This is a genomic window from Acetomicrobium sp. S15 = DSM 107314, assembly GCF_016125955.1.
In the GTDB taxonomy this organism is placed as follows: Bacteria; Synergistota; Synergistia; order Synergistales; family Thermosynergistaceae; genus Thermosynergistes; species Thermosynergistes pyruvativorans.
In genome coordinates this window covers 1-17,550 of the sequence record NZ_JADEVE010000171.1, presented here as the reverse complement: position 1 = coordinate 17,550, position 17,550 = coordinate 1, and the positions used below count along the sequence as shown (strand labels likewise).

Genomic DNA, 17,550 nt, shown 5'->3' with positions numbered 1-17,550 from the left:
CAGGCTTTTATGTACAAAGTAGAGTGGGATAGTGACAGTGGCGGCATTTTATTGGCTGATACGAGGGAAACTGGGGTGGGAAGAGAGGTGCGCCCCGTATTCTTCGAGGAGCTTGATCTATTGGGCTTCGATCGATACTGGCATTATCCCAGAGTGAATGAACCTCTGTTATGGGCTATCGGTGGTCGTAAATATTATTACCGTGGCGAACTTATAGCAGAAGCTAAGGGAGGGGGATTGTTCACCTTTCCAGATCTTAAAATTTATCGGCCCAAATTGAGCTTGGAACCGGTCGATGTTGAGGCAATGATTACTCGAAATGGATCCTTGCTTCAAGGGTTGGTGCAGAGATCGCTCAGGTTTATTTATCAGACCTACGCCCAGCAGAGCAAAAACGTGGATATCGTAGCCGTAGCCTTCTCTGGTGGAAAGGACTCATTCGTAACTTTGGATTTGATACAACGGGTTTTGGAGCCGGGGCAATTCGTCGTAGTCTTTGGCGATACGGGCATGGAAGTTAGCGATACCTACCGAGCTGTGGAAGAGGCTAAAGCGCGGTGGCCACACCTGGCATTCTATACAGCTAAAAGCGTCAAAGATGCCAAAACGAGCTGGCGGGAGATGGGCCCTCCCAGCCGTATTCAGCGGTGGTGCTGTTCTGTCCATAAATCGGCGCCTACACTGCTATTATTGCGCAAATTGGTCGGCAAGGCGTCTGTAAAGGCTTTGGTCTTTGACGGCGTGCGCCATGAGGAAAGCGCGCATCGCGCTGTCTATGCTGCTGTAACTTCAGGAGGCAAACATAAGACGCAGGTCAATGCCAGCCCTATTATCGCCTGGAACGCAGCTGAGATTTTTTTATATATCTTAGGTCACCGCCTGTGGTTGAACCGGGCCTACCGTTATGGGGCTACCCGCGTGGGCTGTGCGGTGTGCCCTATGGCTTCGCCATGGTGGGAGATTGTTAGTTGGAAGATTTATTGGGAGGATATGAGATATTTTATTGATGATCTGCGTTTTTATGCCATTAACATGGGTATTTATTCTCAAGATATAGATAAATTTTTAGAAGAAGGGAATTGGAAGAGAAGAGCTGGCGGGCGCTACCTTCCCAATGGCGGAAACCGCGTGGTAGAGCAGATAAAGGGAAATGATGTCGCCTTCACTCTACGCCATCCAACCGAAGATTGGCAGGAATGGGCCAAGACCTTGGGTCATTTGACGCTGACTGGCCCTGGTCAGGGATATATAGAGAAAAACGGCATTACGTATCCTTACGTCATGCAGCGCAATGAGCATAGCGTTACTGTGAAAGTAAGCGACCTTGCCCGTGCCGACTGCGACACACTCAAACTGTTTCGGGCTGTGGCTCTAAAAAGCGCATATTGCTGCCACTGCCAGGCCTGTGAAGTTGAGTGCCCCACTGGTGCGTTGGCCATCGCCAACTGTGTGAAAGTGGGCGACGACTGCTTGAGGTGCGGTCAATGTCTCGATTTACATGGAAAAGCTTGTCTTGCTGCAAAATCTTTAGCGACAAGTGAGGAAGGTGCAAAAATGGACAGCGTAAAAAAGATCCTGCATACCTATCAGCACTTCGGAATGGAAAAAGAATGGCTTGCATCTTTTTTTGTTTCGCCCACGGATTGGTTTGGCATCAACAGCTTAGGTAACCGGCAATTTGAGGCTATGCTCCTCTGGCTAAAACATGCCGAGCTGATAACGAGCGACAGTGGCAAGAGGTCTCTGAGCGTTACAGAGCTATGCGAAAAACTTACTGGGCGTGGAGCCGATGATCCGCTGACTTGGGCCGTCATCTGGACAAACCTGGCCCGCAATTCCGCGCCTGTGCAGTGGTATCTCAGCGCCATTCCCTGGGGGGCGACTGTGACCAAAACCGATTGCGTGACCAAGATGGGTGAAACCTATTCCCAGAGTGAAACTACTAGGCGAAATGCAATAAAAGCCCTCTTTGGTTTGCTTACTAAAACGCCTTTGGGTGGCGAATTAGGGCTGGGTGAAAAATTAGAGCCAGAAAAACGCGCCGATGTCCTTTACAAAAAAGGCTGGCTCAGCCCAGATCCTGTGGCCATCATTTACTCTCTTTACCGATATGCGGAAAAGACCGGCCGTTACGATTTGACCGTAAGCGAACTGTATGAGAGCGCAGATGAGGGGCCTTACGTTTTGTTCGGCATCGGTCGCGAAACGTTAGAAGGTATCCTAAAAGGGCTGTCAGCTCGAGATGACGGCCTTATCCGAGTTAACATCGTGCGAGATCTGGACAATATCTTCTTGGATCGAACCCGTAAGGCGGTTGAGGTGCTCGATCGTGCCTGATTGGAATCGCGAAACAGGTTGGACGCGTCACAATATCTTCGGCCTGCGACAGGAGTGGTTGGGACTCTACCTATCAGACCGAGTCGGTTGGCGCCGCCATTCCTTTTTGGGCAATAGGCAGGTGGATTCTTTGGCCGCTTGGCTTAAGACGGCCGGTATAGAAGATAGCAGCGGCTGCTTAACCCGTTTAGGGGAGCAATTTGCCGCGCGCGGTGTCGATTGTCTTGCGCTGTGGGAATTGCTTTGGGTCAATGTGGTGTTTTCCTTTCCTACGGCGCGTTGGTATGTGCACTTAGGGCTTGGCGAGTGGACTACCGCCGAGCTAAAAGCGCTGCTGCTCCAGGCAGTCCCTCGCCTGGCGGAACGGACAGCGACTAATGCTGTCATGGAACTCGCGGGGCTGCTTGAGCGGACGCCAGTGGGCAGCGAGCTGAAGCAAGGCCAAGTGATAGCAAAAAGGCCGCGTAGCATTGTGCGAAGCGGAAAAGAACCCAACGATGCCGCATTGATTCACGCCATAGGGCGACTTTATCTGCAACAGGGCCAAAATAGACTCCCCTGGGAGGCCGATCTCACCTGGCCTTGGGTGGTTTTTGGCTGTAGTAGGCAATTTGTTTTTAACCGCCTAACTGTATTAGAACAAGAATTTTTCGAGATTGACGAACAGGGCCTAACGGTATGTTTGACCGGAAAGGAGGAATGGCAATGTGGCGATATAGCGATTTCCTGGCTGTGAGCGAAGACTTCATCCCGGTGTTTACCGAAGAGGTGGATAAAAAATACCACGGCAACTGGAAGTCCTTCATCCCTCATGAGCAGATGCGAATCCTTTTGGAAACGCTCATAAAGGCTTTAGAACGAGCGCGCGGGGGCGACATGCGCTCCATTTGGCTTACCGGAGCTTACGGAACGGGCAAGACATACGCCTCCTTCGTAGTCAAACACATGCTGGAAGACGATCTTGAAGCCGTAGAAGAATATTTTCTGAAACATCAAATATTAAAACTTTTATGGCCGCGTTTTAGAGCCTTGCGGCAGGACAAGCGCCACTTGGTGATCTACCGCTCATCGTCAGGGTCCATAACATCGAGCCGTCGCCTGATGATAGAGGTGCAACAGGCGATCAAGGATCAATTGCGCGTTAAAGGCTACACAAATGCCTTCCCTGTGGGCCTAATGGATCAGCTTGTAAGTAGGCTTAGCGACCCGGATGGAGTCTTCAACTGGGAAGCGGCTTTCGCCAAGTATCGCGGCCGCTTTATGTCTGTAGCTTCAGCTGAAGAAGCGATCGAACGCCTGCGCAACGGCGACTTGAGGTTAGGCGAACAGGTGGCAGCTGTGCTGGAAGAAGAAGGTTTGACCTTGGGCGATTCTCCCTCTGATGTCAAGGCTTGGATAAAAGAGGTGATATCGTCCAACAACTTGGGCAGCATTGTATTTATCTGGGATGAGTTTACGGAGTTTTTTGCCAACAATGTGCCAGTTACGCCCTTGCAAGAGTTGGCTCAAGCTACGGCTGAGATGCCCTTCTACCTCTTCCTCGTAACCCATCGCGCTTTAGAGCAATTACGCCTCGATGATCATACGTTAGGGAAGCTCCTCGATCGGTTTCACAGATGTCGGTTAGAAATGACGCAGGTTACAGCTTATGGGCTTATTGCAAATGCGATCAACGTTCATGCTGACATGCGCGATAGATGGGAAGAGAAACTCAATTCTCTTTGGGATAAAGTAGATGTGGCCGCATTACAAATCAACCTGCTTGGGGAGCGAGTTAACAAAAACGAGCTTAAGCACATGGTGCCCATTCATCCGTCTACCGCCTATCTTTTGGCTACCATTTCGTCGCTTTTTAGCTCAAGCCAGCGCACCCTTTTTCAATTTCTAAAGACTGACACCATAGGATCGTTTCAGTGGTTTATCGCCAACCACCCTCAGGACAACTGGTATTGGTTGACCCCCGATTACCTGTGGCAGTATTTCTTTGAGGACGTTAAGCTCGAAAATATCGAAGCGATAAGCTATCTGTTAAGCCATTATCGTTCTTTTAAGGATAAATTAAATGTGGAAGAAGTCCGCGTGTTTTGTGCGATATTGTTACTTATAGCTTTGCAGCGGCAGACGGCAGGTTCTTCCACTTTACTTAAACCAAGGCTATCAGTTCTAAAGCACATGTTCGTCGGCACTGATCTATATCAACGGGTGGAGGAAGTGGCAGACGGTTTGTATGCCAACGGCATCGTGCATGCTATATCAGTGGGCAATGATCGTGAGTATTCTCTGCCCACCGTGACTATCGACCCTGCGAAGCTGAACGAATGCAGGCAGCGCGTCAAAGCTGCGCTGGCGTTCGAAAAGATGATAAAGGCAGAAAGCTGGGAAGGCGGGTTTGCCGATGAGCTTCGTGGATTATTGTCACTGCAGGGAGCAGTCAAACTGCGACATCCTATTGAAGTCGTTTCCGCCAAGGAATTTAAGCTACAACGCGAACGGATCCTGAAAGGCGCCAATAAGCCCTACGAAGTTGGTGTAATCTTGGTCGTCGCTCAAGAGGAGGAGCAGTTGACCGAATCGGAGAAAATAGCTGCTGAGGTAAGCAAAAACTGTGACAATTACTGCATATTGGTCAGTCAAATCGCCTTTGGCGATAGACGGTGGAATGAGTGGCTCGATCATAAGGCTTACGCTCTATACCACGAGGAGATGCGAGATATTAAAACCCGCCAGTATTATGACGACAGGGCTAAGCATATCGCAACCGAATGGCTTAACGAGGTCAACATAGGGCGAATCCGAGCCTTCTTTAAAGGGCAGCAGGAAGAGCTGAGCGGTTGTGAGTTTATCGGTGGATATTTACGCAACATATCTGATTCAGTATTTCCCTATGGTCCAGAGAAACTGAGCCAGACGGCCACATTATATAATCCGAGAGGCTGGGGTAAGGCGGGTGCGCTGATCGGCCTTGGGATTGCACAGAAGAAAATTTCAGAACCATACAAAAGCTTAGTGAAAGTATTACAGGATAAAGGTTTATGGGATGCAAAGACCACAGCGATTGACCATCCTATAACCCGCATGCAGGCTTTAGTGGACAGCTTCTTTGAGAACAACGACCAGGTCCATTTGAATGAGATATGGGAAGCCCTGCAAAGGCCTCCCTTTGGTCTAATGCCATCGCCTATCGGCCTCTTCCTTTTTGCTTTCCTGATGCGCAAATATGCCCAAAATTATTATTACTCAGATGGGGTTAATTCGCTGCCTCTCAACCCTGATAAGTTGGCCGAACTCATAGAGGAGGTGGTCAGAAATTCCGGGTTAAGGCCGCCAGTAGACTATACGATACGAGAAATATCAATCCATGGGGAGCGTTTTTGTAATATAGCTCGAGAAATCTTTCAACTTCCTCGTGAACAGACGCTTTACCCTGAAGAAGCTCGCAAAAACGTGCGCAGCAGAGTCAAGGAAATAGGCTATCCTTTATGGACCCTCGTTTACTATGCTCAGGGAGCACCTGCTTCTTATTCTGTGGAGAGCATAGAACGAGCTGTAAAAGCCCTCGACGAGATTTTGTCCTACTCTAAAGGCGAACTCAAGGACAGCGAGATGCAGGCTGTCGTTGATGCCATCGAGCCGGCACGCCAAGAGCTATCGCGGTTACTGAGTCGTGATCGGATGCAAGAGGGGATGAAAAGATTTTTAGACGTTCATGTCCCTAAACTGGCATCGCTCATGAGCGCCATAGGGCTCGATGTTTCTGACATAAAAGAACGGTTGCGAGGGTTATTAAACGAAGAAGTTTACCTGTGGCGAGAAGAACAGGTAAAGGAAAAATTGTTAGAGATCGTCCCCGTGCTCGACTTGGTTGACGCTTTAAATACCCTTTGTGGGGTTAAAAAACGCGATCTGAACGAAGTGCGAAACTACTTCCGCGACGCTTGGTTTAAGGGCAAACTGCCACTTTTATGCTATAAGGAAGGGCAAACTGCCGAAATAGCTCAAGTCGTAGATTATCTCCACGGGCTCATTTATTCCACGAGCGCAAATGTTGAATATGGTCGATCCGACGACATCCGACGCTTGAGCAGTCAGTTGGTGTCTTTATTCAGCGATGATCGCTCCGTGCTCAAGATGTTGGTTAAAAAATATACCAATCAAGTTCTCAACGAGAAAGAAGTCGCAGCTCTGCATGATGCACTACCTAATTTATCGAAAGGCAGCGAGGAAGAGGTTAAGAATGCCATCATCAACGAATTGTCTCGGCAGGTCCGCCAAAAGAAGATAGCCGAATTGCGACAATATTGGCAAGACATGACAAGTTCGGCTTCTCCGAGTCAGTGGAGCGAGAAGAAAGGTGTTCCCATACAATGGGTGCTTGAGGGCCAAGCGCATCATGAGTTTATCTCTCGTTACGAGAATGTAGATAGACTGACAGAAAAGGATATAGATGAATTGATAAACTATCTGACCGAACATACATCTGAATTCGCCCTTTTGCAGGATGATGAATACATTATAGAGAAATTCCTTCAAGTGACTGCAGGAGAGTATGCCGATTTGGTATATCGAGCTGACATAGTGGGCGATTTGCTGGCATATATTCGGGACAGTTTCGATGGTAGCGTATCTCAGTGGCCAGGGCGGTTGAGCGAAATCCAACGGATTGCCCGCAAGTGGATAGGGGAAAATTATAAGAAGGCCTATCAAGAGGTGCGCAAGGTCCTCGATTCCATATCGCCGGATGATGCAAAGCAAATTATCGAAGAAATGGCCGCCGATGACGCCCTTGTCGGTGCCAGGTTGCTGGCTATCCTTAGAAGAAAAATGGAGGGCGGGCAAGCTCTTGTTCCGCATAGTAGAGGGTTAGGTCGGTTGTTCGGTGCCTTCAAAAAGGAAAAATAGATAAAGCAAGGCGGAGTGGTGCAAATGATAGATTTTGTCAGTGTCGATGAGTTACTGGCCCACCTGCAAGGTGAGAGTTGCAAAGGCGAGCGCTTTGCCTCCAGGTTCATTCTCGTCCAGGGGCGTAAAGCTTGGAATGAGTTGATTCCTAAGCTAATTGGCGAGGTAGATCGGGTTGTGCGATTGTCTCAATTTTGTAGCGGCAAAGATGTCTTCCCAGACATGATGCGGCTGCAAACTTACCTTAGGGATGAGGCCTCATGCGACTGTAAATTCTTGCTGATACCACTAGCCGAATGGCTGCGACTCGACCTGGAAAATGCTTCCGAAATGCTCCGCTCTATTGCAGAGTGGCCTACTGGGAAGATGCGCCGTTTATATGTGCCGCTGTTAGAGGTAGAAAATATCTTCTCTTCTGAAATGAAGCGCGTTATGCGATATGGACAAAATCTACTCCCCGATGTTTGGCGCCTTAGAGGGGAAGGTGGTTTTGAGATTACCATAGCTCCTTTTATAACCGAACACACGGATCAGCCGGTAATTGAGGGCATTAAGGCATATCTATCTCTGTGGGAAGAAAGCAGCGTGAGCAAAGCTTGGGTATCGACGGCTCTTGCGCCTTGGCTATCGGTAAAACAGACGTGGGGCAATTGTCGTGTCAATATATATCGTTCTTGTTTTGAATATATCAAGGCCAAAACCGCATGTAACGAGCTTGTGCAAGAGTGGGGCTCTTCTGATGATTGGGCGTGGCTGGTTTCTTTTTACCGAGAGGGCGACACTTTGGACAAAACGGCAAGCAAGATATTAAATGTGACCCATTATAATGCTCAGCAGCTTTTCTCCTTATGGCCTCGCTTAGATGAACGAAAACGTTGGTTGGTGTGGTTGTGGAGCAAATTGAGAAGCGAATCAGGCACATATCTGAGTTTTGTTATGCAGAATAGCAACAATCTATATGATTTCAGCCGATATGATGCCGTCATGACTATCTTCGATTTGCCGAGGTCGTTATCCTTTAGTAGAGAGCGTAAGGAGCTATTAGCTTGCCTTGGTTTAAGTGCGATGCCCCCTGAGTTTTGGGAACGCTATCGTAGCCTCACGGATTTGCTCGACAAGTTGGCAGTATTGACCGACTTGACGTCAGAAGAACAAGGTGAGATTGTGTTGTGTGTCGGTGAAATTTTGAGCGAATATAGCCCTGATCCTTGGCGGAGCTACCTCGAGGTCGCTTTTCCTGCACTATCTTGGTACTTGCAGCTACCCTTCGTCGAAGATGAATTTGTATGTGCGTATTTTTCTGCCTACTTGCGGTGTCGCCTTAAAGATGAGCCAGATGAGGCTTTAAACTCTCTGGTATCTCAATGGAAGGCAGAAAAATTGCTTTGGAATTATCCGACAAGAAACAAAATCCTCACTGAGCTACGTGCTGCTGGAGCAAAAGTTCTGTGGGTTGATGCCATGGGGGTGGAATGGGCGGGCTTATTGACACAATTTTTGACGGCGAAAGACCAAGTTGAGTGCGAGGTGAAAATCGTCAGAGCCAATTTGCCCACCACGACCGCTGCCAATAACGATTGGGACGGAGACGAAGAGGGAGTAATGCGTGGCTTAGATAATATTGCTCATCACTATGACTATAGATTTCCAAAATCGTATTTGGATGCGATGAATGTTATAAAAGATGTATCTAACCAAGTTTCAGCTTTGTTGTCTCAAGTTTATACAGTTATTATCGTCTCTGATCACGGTTTGAGCCGCTTTGCTGCCATCAGCGATGCGAAAATAGAGGCTCCAGAGAAAGCCGAAGTGGGGCCATACGGACGCTATGCTATTTTGCAGGATAACAACCAATTAGAGAGGATCGACATCGATGATGAGTGGATAAGAGAAGGAAATTACATCTGCTTGCTCGCCCATAATCGGTTTAGGCATGGCGGCGGTTCTTCTGGTGAGGTGCACGGCGGTGCTGCGCCTGAAGAGTGTTTGATACCGGCAATTATCGCAAGAAGGCATGAGGGCGAAGTCGTGCAATTGCAGTTTGAGGTGATAACGACAACGGTCAAACTCAACCCCAAAGGCGAAGGCAGGCTCGACGTGCGGTGCAATCGCAAGATAGATGGTCTTGAATTACGGGTCAGTGATGATCGATTACTTGGTCAAAAAGGCGACGACCGCTACACTTGGTCTTTTTCCTTGAAGAACTGGAAGGCTGGTTGGCATGTCTGCAAGTTATATAGCGCAAATAGATTAGTAGGCGAAATTAGTTTTGAAGCTACGAAAGGTATTAGCGAAGAGGACCTTGGGTTATGAGGTGATGTATGGCGATGTCAGTTCACGATAAAGTTAAGACTCATTTCCAAGATATGGCTGTTTATAAAGATCCCGCTCATCATCGGCTATTTTCTTCCTTGAGCATTCCTTCTTATCTGCGTGATTGGGTGGTCATGCGCTTTGCTGACGAAAATGGCAAGATTGATGCAATTAAAGTGGAAGAATACGTCAGAAACAGTATTCCGAGCAAGAAAGACTGGGAGTTGCTTAAAAGCAGGATGATCAAGGACGGGCAAAGGGTTAGGTTTTTGGCCAAAGTTAGGGTGGAGCTGGATGTGCGCACTGGCCAAGGGATGTTCAGCTTGCCAGACCTGGGTTTTCCTAATCGTAAGGCCGAGGCTATTGTTGAAAATAAAGTGTTGCATCAACATCGCGAAGAGCTTCTGTCTGAGAGCGAGACTTGGGGAGTGATCGAGTGCGAGTGGAATTCGTATGGATTAAATGGGAAAGAAGGAAGTGGTGCCATCTATTTAGTTAACTTTACCCCATTTAAGCCATATAAAGTTGACTTAGAGTATTACCAAGAGGTGCGCAAGGAGTTCACCTTAGATGAATGGATAGATATGCTACTATTGGCAGTGGACTATAACCCTTTTGGGTTTTCGGATGTCCGCCAGAAAGTGACGCTTCTCAGCAGGCTTTTGCCCTTCGTGGAAAAGCGTGTCAACTTGATCGAGTTGGCCCCTAAGGGCACGGGCAAATCTTACATGATGTCGCAGCTATCTAAATACGGTTGGTTGGTGAGCGGTGGTAGCGTTTCACGAGCTCGTTTGTTCTATGATATCTCACGTAAGACCCCTGGTTTGGTAAGTAGGTATGACTACGTCGCTCTCGATGAGGTGCAGACCATCACTTTTCCTGACGTCGAAGAGATTAGAGGCGCATTGAAAGGGTATTTAGAGTCAGGCGAATACCGCGTGGGCGACTATCGAGGTATAGGCGACGCGGGTTTGGTGCTGATGGGCAACATCCTTGAGGAAAAGATGAGCGAGAATTTGAATATGTTTACTGAGCTCCCACCTGCCTTCCAGGAATCCGCTCTTATCGATCGCTTTCACGGCTTTATCAAAGGGTGGAATATCCCACGGATGCGTGAGAATATGAAGGCTGAAGGGTGGGCCCTCAACGTGGAGTATTTTTCGGAGATTATGCATTCCTTAAGAAGCGGGCTTGCCTCTTCTCTGAATGACTTATTGGAGATACCTAAATCGAGCGATACTCGCGATACCATCGCCATAAAGAGACTTTGCTCGGGGTTAATGAAACTATTTTTCCCCCATGTAAAGAGCGCAGATGATCTTGATGATAGGGAAGAATTTCGAACCTACTGCTTGGAGCCCGCTATGCAAATGCGCGGCATTATCAGGCATCAACTCCATTTGGTTGATAGTGAGTATAGTGACACCTTGCCCGATATTCGAATGCGAGACTCTTGAGTCAGCTCTTGGATCTCGGTTTTTTCTCGCCGGATGCGACATCATCTTTGTTCTATGACAGAGATTTACAATTATAACTCAAAGCAGAAAGGAGGCAGCTAAGATGGTGGATAAATATTTTCAGGAAGACAAGTGGTGGGTGAGCCCTTATAATTTTGATAAAACTGTGCTTGGACAATTCAACATTCCTGCAAGAGTGAAAATCCACGATGCGACGCTTCGAGACGGAGAGCAAACCCCTGGGGTCGTCTTTCGAAAAGAGGACAAAGTGAGAATAGCTCAGCTTCTGGACGAGGTGGGTGTGGACCGTATAGAGGCGGGCATGCCTGCCGTTTCTCGCGAGGATTTCGAGGCCATACGGCAGATCTCCTCCCTCGGCCTTAACGCGGAGATATTCTCCTTCGCCAGGGCGGTCATCGGCGACATCGACAAAGCCTTGGAGTGCGGCTGTACAGGCGTTGTCATAGAGATACCCATCGGTTACCCGAAGCTCAAATTCCAGTTCGGCTGGACATGGGAGGATGTACTCCGCAAGAGCGTGGAGTGCATAAATTACGCAAAGCAAAAAGGGCTTTATGTGGTTTATTTCCCCTACGATACAACTCGCGCTCGCTACGACGACCTCGTCAATCTCCTCACCGGGATCATGAAAGACTCGGCTCCCGATTCCGTGGGGATAGTCGACACCATGGGATGTGCCCTTCCTGAGGCGATGAAGTTCCTCGTAAGAAAGGCGAAGGAACTGACAGGCCTTCCAGTGGAAGTGCACACTCATAACGATTTCGGAATGGCTGTGGCTACCGAACTCGCTGGAGTAACCGCTGGAGCGGAGGTTGTCCACAGCTGCGTTAACGGTTTGGGCGAAAGGACGGGGAACGCCGCGCTTGAGGAGCTGATAATGGGGTTGCGCATCCTCCTTGGAATGGACGCGCCGTATCGCTTAGACCGCCTTCTCCCCCTTTCCAGGGCGGTTGAGGAGATCTCTGGCGTCAAGCTTGCCGGCAACAAGCCCGTGGTCGGTGAAAGGATCTACACCCGCGAATCCGGCATAGGGATCGACATGGTGATGAAAAAGCCTCTCGCCATGTTCGCCGTCTCGCCGAAGCTCTTGGGAAGAGAGGGAGAGGTGGTCCTCGGCAAGAAAAGCGGAAAGGCCTCGGTCGAATATATGCTTTCCGTCCTCGGAATTGACGGTCTCGACGACGAGGTGATCGAAGAGATAGCGGGGTTGGTTAAGGCACGGGGCACGGAAAAAAGAGGGCTTCTCACCGCTGAAGAATTCACGGAGATCGTCTCCCGGTTTACAGCCAATCATTAGACGCCCGGCTGTTCTTGCGGTCGACCTGACTATATCCACGGCAGGTTTTTCTCCTGTCGGTGAGGGGTCAGAAACAATTTATGCAGGCAAAGCAAGACAATAACAGCTATGATGGAACACGAGGGAAAGAGCTGTGACGGAGTTGCAGCTGAGGGCAGCCCGATGACGGCGCATACTGGATATGGAGCAAAGATGCGCGAAGCCTGCCTCGGGTAAATTGCGCGCTTTGTCTGTTTCCGCGGCAAAGAACCCACACTTGCTTGAAGCTTGGGTCGGTCTGAGATATATTCAGAAAGCGATAGGGCAAGAAAATTCAGGGTGGCCGAGATTCATACGCGAGCGAGTGCAATATGTTGCCATTCACAGCCCTTTGGATAGGATTGAGTTTTAGGCAGATGTCCCGCATGTTATTTGGCGATACATGAGCTAAATAGGTCGCCATCCACAATCTGGCGGTAAGGGGGAGTTTAGATGTGGCAGGAGATACCGTTTTCGACGCCTGACATAGTGTTTGGAATGGATACGGTGCGTTATACGGGAGCTAAAGCAAAGGGGCTCGGCGGAAAGCGCGTGCTCGTTATAACTGGCCCTTCGGTAAAGTCTTCGGGTGCGCTCGACAAGGTGCTGGATTCGATCAAGGGAGCTGGGCTTGACTGCGACGTGAGCGTGCAGCAGCGTTCTACGCCAGAACCTTCCACAGAAGTGGCTGAAAGAGCGGCCAAGCAGGTCGTTGACGGAAATTTCGACGTGGTCGTGGGCTTGGGCGGCGGCAGCATCCTTGACGTTGCCAAGATGGCCTCTGCGTTGGCCACAAACCCGGGAAAGGTGCGGGACTATTTCGGGCCCGGGAAGGTTAAAAACAGAGGGTGCGCGACGATAATGATTCCCACTACGGCCGGTACCGGTTCTGAAGTTACAAAGCACGCGGTCTTCCTCGACGAGGAGAATAATGTTAAAAAGGTAGTGGCGTCGAGCGCTTTGCTGCCCAACGTGGCGATTATTGACCCCATGCTTACGGTTTCATGCCCGCGGAACGTAACCAGCGCGTCGGGCTTTGACGCTTGGCTGCACGCAGCAGAACCCTTCGTCTCGAAAAATGCGAACCCTATAACCGATGCCATCGCGCTTGAAGCTGTGCGAATCATAACGAAAAACCTCGGCGTAGCCTGGTCTGACCCTAACGACCTTGAAGCGCGCTATCAGATGTCACTCGGTTCGTTGATGTCTGGCCTGGTGTTGAATAACTCTGGAACCAGCCTCGTGCATGCTCTGGCGTATCCCATTGGGGGAGAATTTCACACGCCGCACGGCATATCGTTGAGCGTGCTTTTGATCGCCTGTTTTAAGGCCATAGCTGCGTCAAAGGGGCCGCGCATCGTTCGCTTGGCCGAGTCGATGGGCGAAAACATGGAGGGGCTTTCCGTGCGCGATGGTGTGGAGGTGGCGCTCGATGCTATGGCGGCATTCATGAAGAGCGTGGAGCTCCCGACTTGCCTCGAGGATGCAGGCATAACGGATCGCGGATCTATTGGGCGTTGGGCTCAGGACGGGTGGAACGAGCGTCGGCTTTTGGGACGCTGTGCGCGCGACCTTACAGTCGATGATATCGCGAAAATCTACGAGGACGCTTTCGAGCCGCGCTTATGATGCGCGAAATAATAAAGGCCATAAGTATTTACTGCACACCCTGAGGAGGGCGAGGGCCTTTAAAGACCCTTGTGGACGTCCATTGGCAGATGTCGTTCATCCTTCCTCTTCACAGTAAAGCTTAAGCTCATCTTCGAGGGCTTTCACCACGAGGGGTTCCTTCGGTAATTCTTCACAGAGCAAATCGTAGATGCGGTTAAGGGTTTGCTCTTCTTCGCCGGCATTTTTAGCGGCTTTTATTGTTGACTGACACGCCAGGCGCACGTCTTCTGCAGCTATTTCGTAGCCGTAGCCCTGTAACATCCATTTCAGCGCCGCCAATCCCACTTCGATGGCAAAGCCCGGCCTCGTTTCGGCCATATCGCGGGCTGCCCTGGTAAGGGTCTTGGGGTCGCAGGAAGAAAAGCCAGCAAGTCGGATGGCTTCGTCGTACAGGCCCGCAGATTTTGCAGCGGCAAACCACTTCCCTTCTCTCCCCGGTGTCGCTGCTACGAGGTCATTTAGGATCTCAGCCGGATTTTTATTCGGATACTTCCGTACGATGGCTCGGAAGGTTGCAAGGTAGGTGTTCCTTTGGTTCGCCTCAAAGGCGTAACGCCTGTAGGCTTCGTCGGCCATGCCGCTTTCAAGCAAGATTGCCTCGCAGACCTCGCTGATCTGGTCGTCGGGCTGGTTTAGGCCTCTGGTTTCCTCAGCGTATCGAAGGGCTTGGGCTCTTTTGCCCATGGCCAGAAGTGCCTTCACCCCCCAGAGTCGTTCGTACCAAAGCTTGGACCTTGCGATACTGAGCAATTCCAGGATTTCTTGATGCCGCCCTGCCTTAAAAAGGGCGCTCAGGCACCCTATCGTTCCCTTGTAGAACCCATATTGCTTAGTATCGAGCTTCCAGTATAGCTTTAGTTCTTCCATAAACTTGTCGGCCCAGCGTGAGGCCAGTTCTGGGGTTGCGCAGAGATCGCCCCAAAAATAGGGAAGATTTTCTATGTATGGTATATCGTCGGCCAAGACGGCCTGCCACAGACGCTCTAGCCATTTTTCGCGCACTTTCTTTTGAGCAGGTGCAGCAGCAATGATGGGGACCAGAGTTTCGATGGCGCCATTTACTGCCGCTCCTATTGCTCCGGACGAACTGTCTACATTTTCGAGCGCGCCGGATATCTTTTCCAGAAAGAGCACCGCACCTTCGGCTCCGAGGATTGGATCCTTTGCTGCGACCTGTTTGATTTCAGAAAGGGCTTCATTTATACGTTTGATCGGGGGCCCGCTGCGCCACCCGAAAGCCTTGCGCCTGAAACGAGGACTGAAAGCCCACTTATACTTATTTTCTGAAGTCATCAACATCACTCTCCACTGTTTCTGGCCATAGTGTCAAGAAGTTTGTGTATAGCTCACCGTGCACAGCTCTTGAGAGTCGGCCTCGACTGGACCGTATTTCCCCCTCCTGATGTGCAGCAGATCTCCTTTGACCGAAGAGAACTCCAAGACCGCCCTCCTGCCATATTTTTCGTTCATCTCCTGCGCTACGAGATAGACGACTTTGCTACAAGCTTCTGGGTCCGGGAAGACCTCTATGACCTTCGTCCTCCTCTTGACCTCTTTTATAAACCGCTCGAGGGGATTGGTGGTATATATGGTCTTCCTTATCTCCTTAGGATACTTTAGATAGGTCATCAAAGCCTCAAGATCTGCCTACCAGGATTTCGCTAACCTTTAGGATACATCCTGCCCCATCTCTCCTTGAACTCGTTGAAGGCTCCCTTAAAACTTGCCTCGTCCTTTTGCTTGTAGATCCTCTTTAAGTCCTCTCCTACAGCCGCTCTATGTCTTGCTCTCACCTTCTTCAGGCTGCTTCGCACTTTGTGGAGGACGCAAGCTTGAAAGTCAGCCTTTGGATAGACCTCGCCAACGGCCCCTGATAGACCCTTCAATCCGTCGCCTATAAACAAAAGCGGCTCTTTAAGCCCCCTCCTTTGAAGCTCATAGAGGATCTCCTTCCATATGTCTGCGCTCTCACCTTCGCTGCCGCCCAACCAGAACCCTAATACTTCCCTGTAGCCGTCTTCGTCTATCCCCAGTGCTACGTAGACGACTTCGCCGTCCACAGATCCCCTCCTGATGTTTATTACGGTCCCATCTATGAAGATGATGGGATACCACTTCTTTATGGGCCTATTCCTATACGCCTCGACCTTTTCCTGCACTACATCTGTTATCTTAGAAACCCAACTGGCGCTATACCTCCCATCGATCAGGGCACCTACAGTCCTCGATATATCTCTCGTGGAACAGCCGCCCTGATACATAGCCACTACAAGCTCTTCCAGTTCATAGGAGGTCCTCTTGTACGGTTCCAGAAAGAAAGGCCTAAAACCTCCTTCTCTCGTGCGAGGTACTCGCACGTCTATCCTGCTAAAAGAGCCCATCTAAGCCTCGTGAGTAATGGCCATTACAAACATCTTCGTTCTGTTCACAGAATGCCTCCCTCTCCGCTATGGCCATCCCCTCCAAGAGGTCTTTTGCCGCGCTCCTCAATTCTGCTTTGAGCACTTCCTTGAGCAGTTCTCTCCTTTCTTCCTCTCGTGATAGAATTATGATCAGATCCTTGAGATTCTCTTTCATCGCTGCACCTCCTGGTGTGTATAATTCGGCGGCTGGCACTGCCCACCAGGAGGTATTTTATTTCTCAAGGGCCATACACAAAATAGGTTACACTATCCCAAAGGAAGCTCTAAAAGCTTTGCGGCATATGCCCTTGTATATGTTTTTAAGGCAATGTAGGATATATCTGGTAAGGTAAGCACACATCTAAGGCAAGTATATACAACCCCGGGCATAAACTGACTTTCAGGCCAAACACGTTGTTTTTATAAGAATTAACGCATCTAAGTGACATAATAAGGAGATGATGAGTTATGAAAAAGAAATTTGCTCATGTGTATCAATTCAAAATCACACTGAAGGGCAGTAAGCCGCCGATTTGGCGTCGGATACAAGTGCCTGAGACCTACACGTTTTGGGATTTACACGTAGCTATTCAGAATGCGATGGGTTGGGGAGGTGGCCATCTCCACGCCTTTGAGATGCGACATCCCGTTACTGGAGAAAGGATGACCATAAAAACGATATACGAGGACGATCTGTTTCTCAGGCAAGAGGTTATCTCGGAGCACGTACAGAAGATTGCAAATTGGTTTTCTATGGAAAACAGAGTGGCGAATTATATCTACGACTTTGGAGACGGCTGGGAACACAGGATAGAATTGGAAAAGATACTCCCTCGAGACGAAAACATCGAATACCCGATATGCATCGCCGGAAAAAGGGCGTGTCCACCCGAAGATTGTGGTGGCATCTGGGGATACAAAGAATTTCTGGAGGCCATAAGAGACCCCGAACATGAAAATCACGAAGAACTACTGGAATGGGTCGGCGGAGAGTTTGATCCGGAAGCTTTTGACCCTAAGAAAGTCTATTTTGAGGATCCCGATGAGCGCCGAAAATATGAACTTGACGAATAGAAGGCAAGTATCTCTAAATAAGTCTGGCCGGCTTCGCTGCGCCGTGATCCAGCTTGGCGGA

Annotated in this window: 12 protein-coding genes; 8 read left to right on the top strand and 4 right to left on the bottom strand. The window is 49.6% G+C overall.

What is annotated here, in order from left to right:
• The first annotated feature begins 9 nt into the window (after positions 1-9).
• The 7 genes from EZM41_RS04020 to EZM41_RS03990 all read left to right on the top strand — a co-directional run bounded on the left by EZM41_RS04020 (position 10) and on the right by EZM41_RS03990 (position 13,971).
• Complete coding sequence (locus tag EZM41_RS04020) at positions 10-2,337, top strand: phosphoadenosine phosphosulfate reductase domain-containing protein (RefSeq protein WP_198469754.1); 2,328 nt, start codon at positions 10-12, stop codon at positions 2,335-2,337.
• A complete protein-coding gene (locus tag EZM41_RS04015) occupies positions 2,330-3,073 on the top strand; it encodes a hypothetical protein (protein WP_198469752.1) in 744 nt (247 codons plus the stop codon). Before EZM41_RS04020 ends, EZM41_RS04015 begins: the two co-directional genes overlap by 8 nt.
• Positions 3,043-7,236, top strand: a complete 4,194-nt coding sequence (locus tag EZM41_RS04010; protein ID WP_198469750.1) for a hypothetical protein — start codon at positions 3,043-3,045, stop codon at positions 7,234-7,236. The genes EZM41_RS04015 and EZM41_RS04010 overlap by 31 nt, the downstream gene beginning before the upstream one ends.
• Before the next feature lie 24 nt (positions 7,237-7,260).
• Complete coding sequence (pglZ, locus tag EZM41_RS04005; protein ID WP_198469748.1) at positions 7,261-9,549, top strand: BREX-4 system phosphatase PglZ; 2,289 nt, start codon at positions 7,261-7,263, stop codon at positions 9,547-9,549.
• A gap of 8 nt (positions 9,550-9,557) precedes the next feature.
• On the top strand, positions 9,558-11,006 hold the full coding sequence (gene brxL, locus EZM41_RS04000; protein WP_232619044.1) for a BREX system Lon protease-like protein BrxL: 1,449 nt from the start codon (positions 9,558-9,560) through the stop codon (positions 11,004-11,006).
• Between the two features lie 103 nt (positions 11,007-11,109).
• Entirely contained in the window at positions 11,110-12,324 is a 1,215-nt protein-coding gene (locus EZM41_RS03995) for a homocitrate synthase/isopropylmalate synthase family protein (protein ID WP_198469747.1), read from the top strand.
• Between the two features lie 471 nt (positions 12,325-12,795).
• Positions 12,796-13,971: an iron-containing alcohol dehydrogenase gene (locus EZM41_RS03990; RefSeq protein ID WP_198469745.1), complete on the top strand. Its 1,176-nt coding sequence runs from the start codon at positions 12,796-12,798 to the stop codon at positions 13,969-13,971.
• Positions 13,972-14,067: 96 nt separating this feature from the next.
• Here EZM41_RS03990 and EZM41_RS03985 read toward each other — a convergent pair whose 3' ends face one another.
• From EZM41_RS03985 to EZM41_RS03970, 4 genes are read right to left on the bottom strand one after another with little or no spacing between them, the layout of a single operon-like run.
• Positions 14,068-15,306: a hypothetical protein gene (locus tag EZM41_RS03985; RefSeq protein ID WP_198469743.1), complete on the bottom strand. Its 1,239-nt coding sequence runs from the start codon at positions 15,304-15,306 to the stop codon at positions 14,068-14,070.
• Positions 15,307-15,339: 33 nt separating this feature from the next.
• Positions 15,340-15,642, bottom strand: a complete 303-nt coding sequence (locus EZM41_RS14155; RefSeq protein WP_198469741.1) for a transposase — start codon at positions 15,640-15,642, stop codon at positions 15,340-15,342.
• A gap of 32 nt (positions 15,643-15,674) precedes the next feature.
• A complete protein-coding gene (locus EZM41_RS03975; protein WP_198469739.1) occupies positions 15,675-16,394 on the bottom strand; it encodes an IS256 family transposase in 720 nt (239 codons plus the stop codon).
• Positions 16,381-16,590, bottom strand: coding sequence for a hypothetical protein (locus tag EZM41_RS03970; protein ID WP_198469737.1), 210 nt, complete (start codon positions 16,588-16,590; stop codon positions 16,381-16,383). Before EZM41_RS03970 ends, EZM41_RS03975 begins: the two co-directional genes overlap by 14 nt.
• Positions 16,591-16,883: 293 nt before the next feature.
• On the opposite strand from EZM41_RS03970, the gene EZM41_RS03965 reads away from it, so the two are divergent.
• Complete coding sequence (locus EZM41_RS03965) at positions 16,884-17,489, top strand: plasmid pRiA4b ORF-3 family protein (RefSeq protein ID WP_198469735.1); 606 nt, start codon at positions 16,884-16,886, stop codon at positions 17,487-17,489.
• The last annotated feature ends 61 nt before the right edge of the window (positions 17,490-17,550 follow it).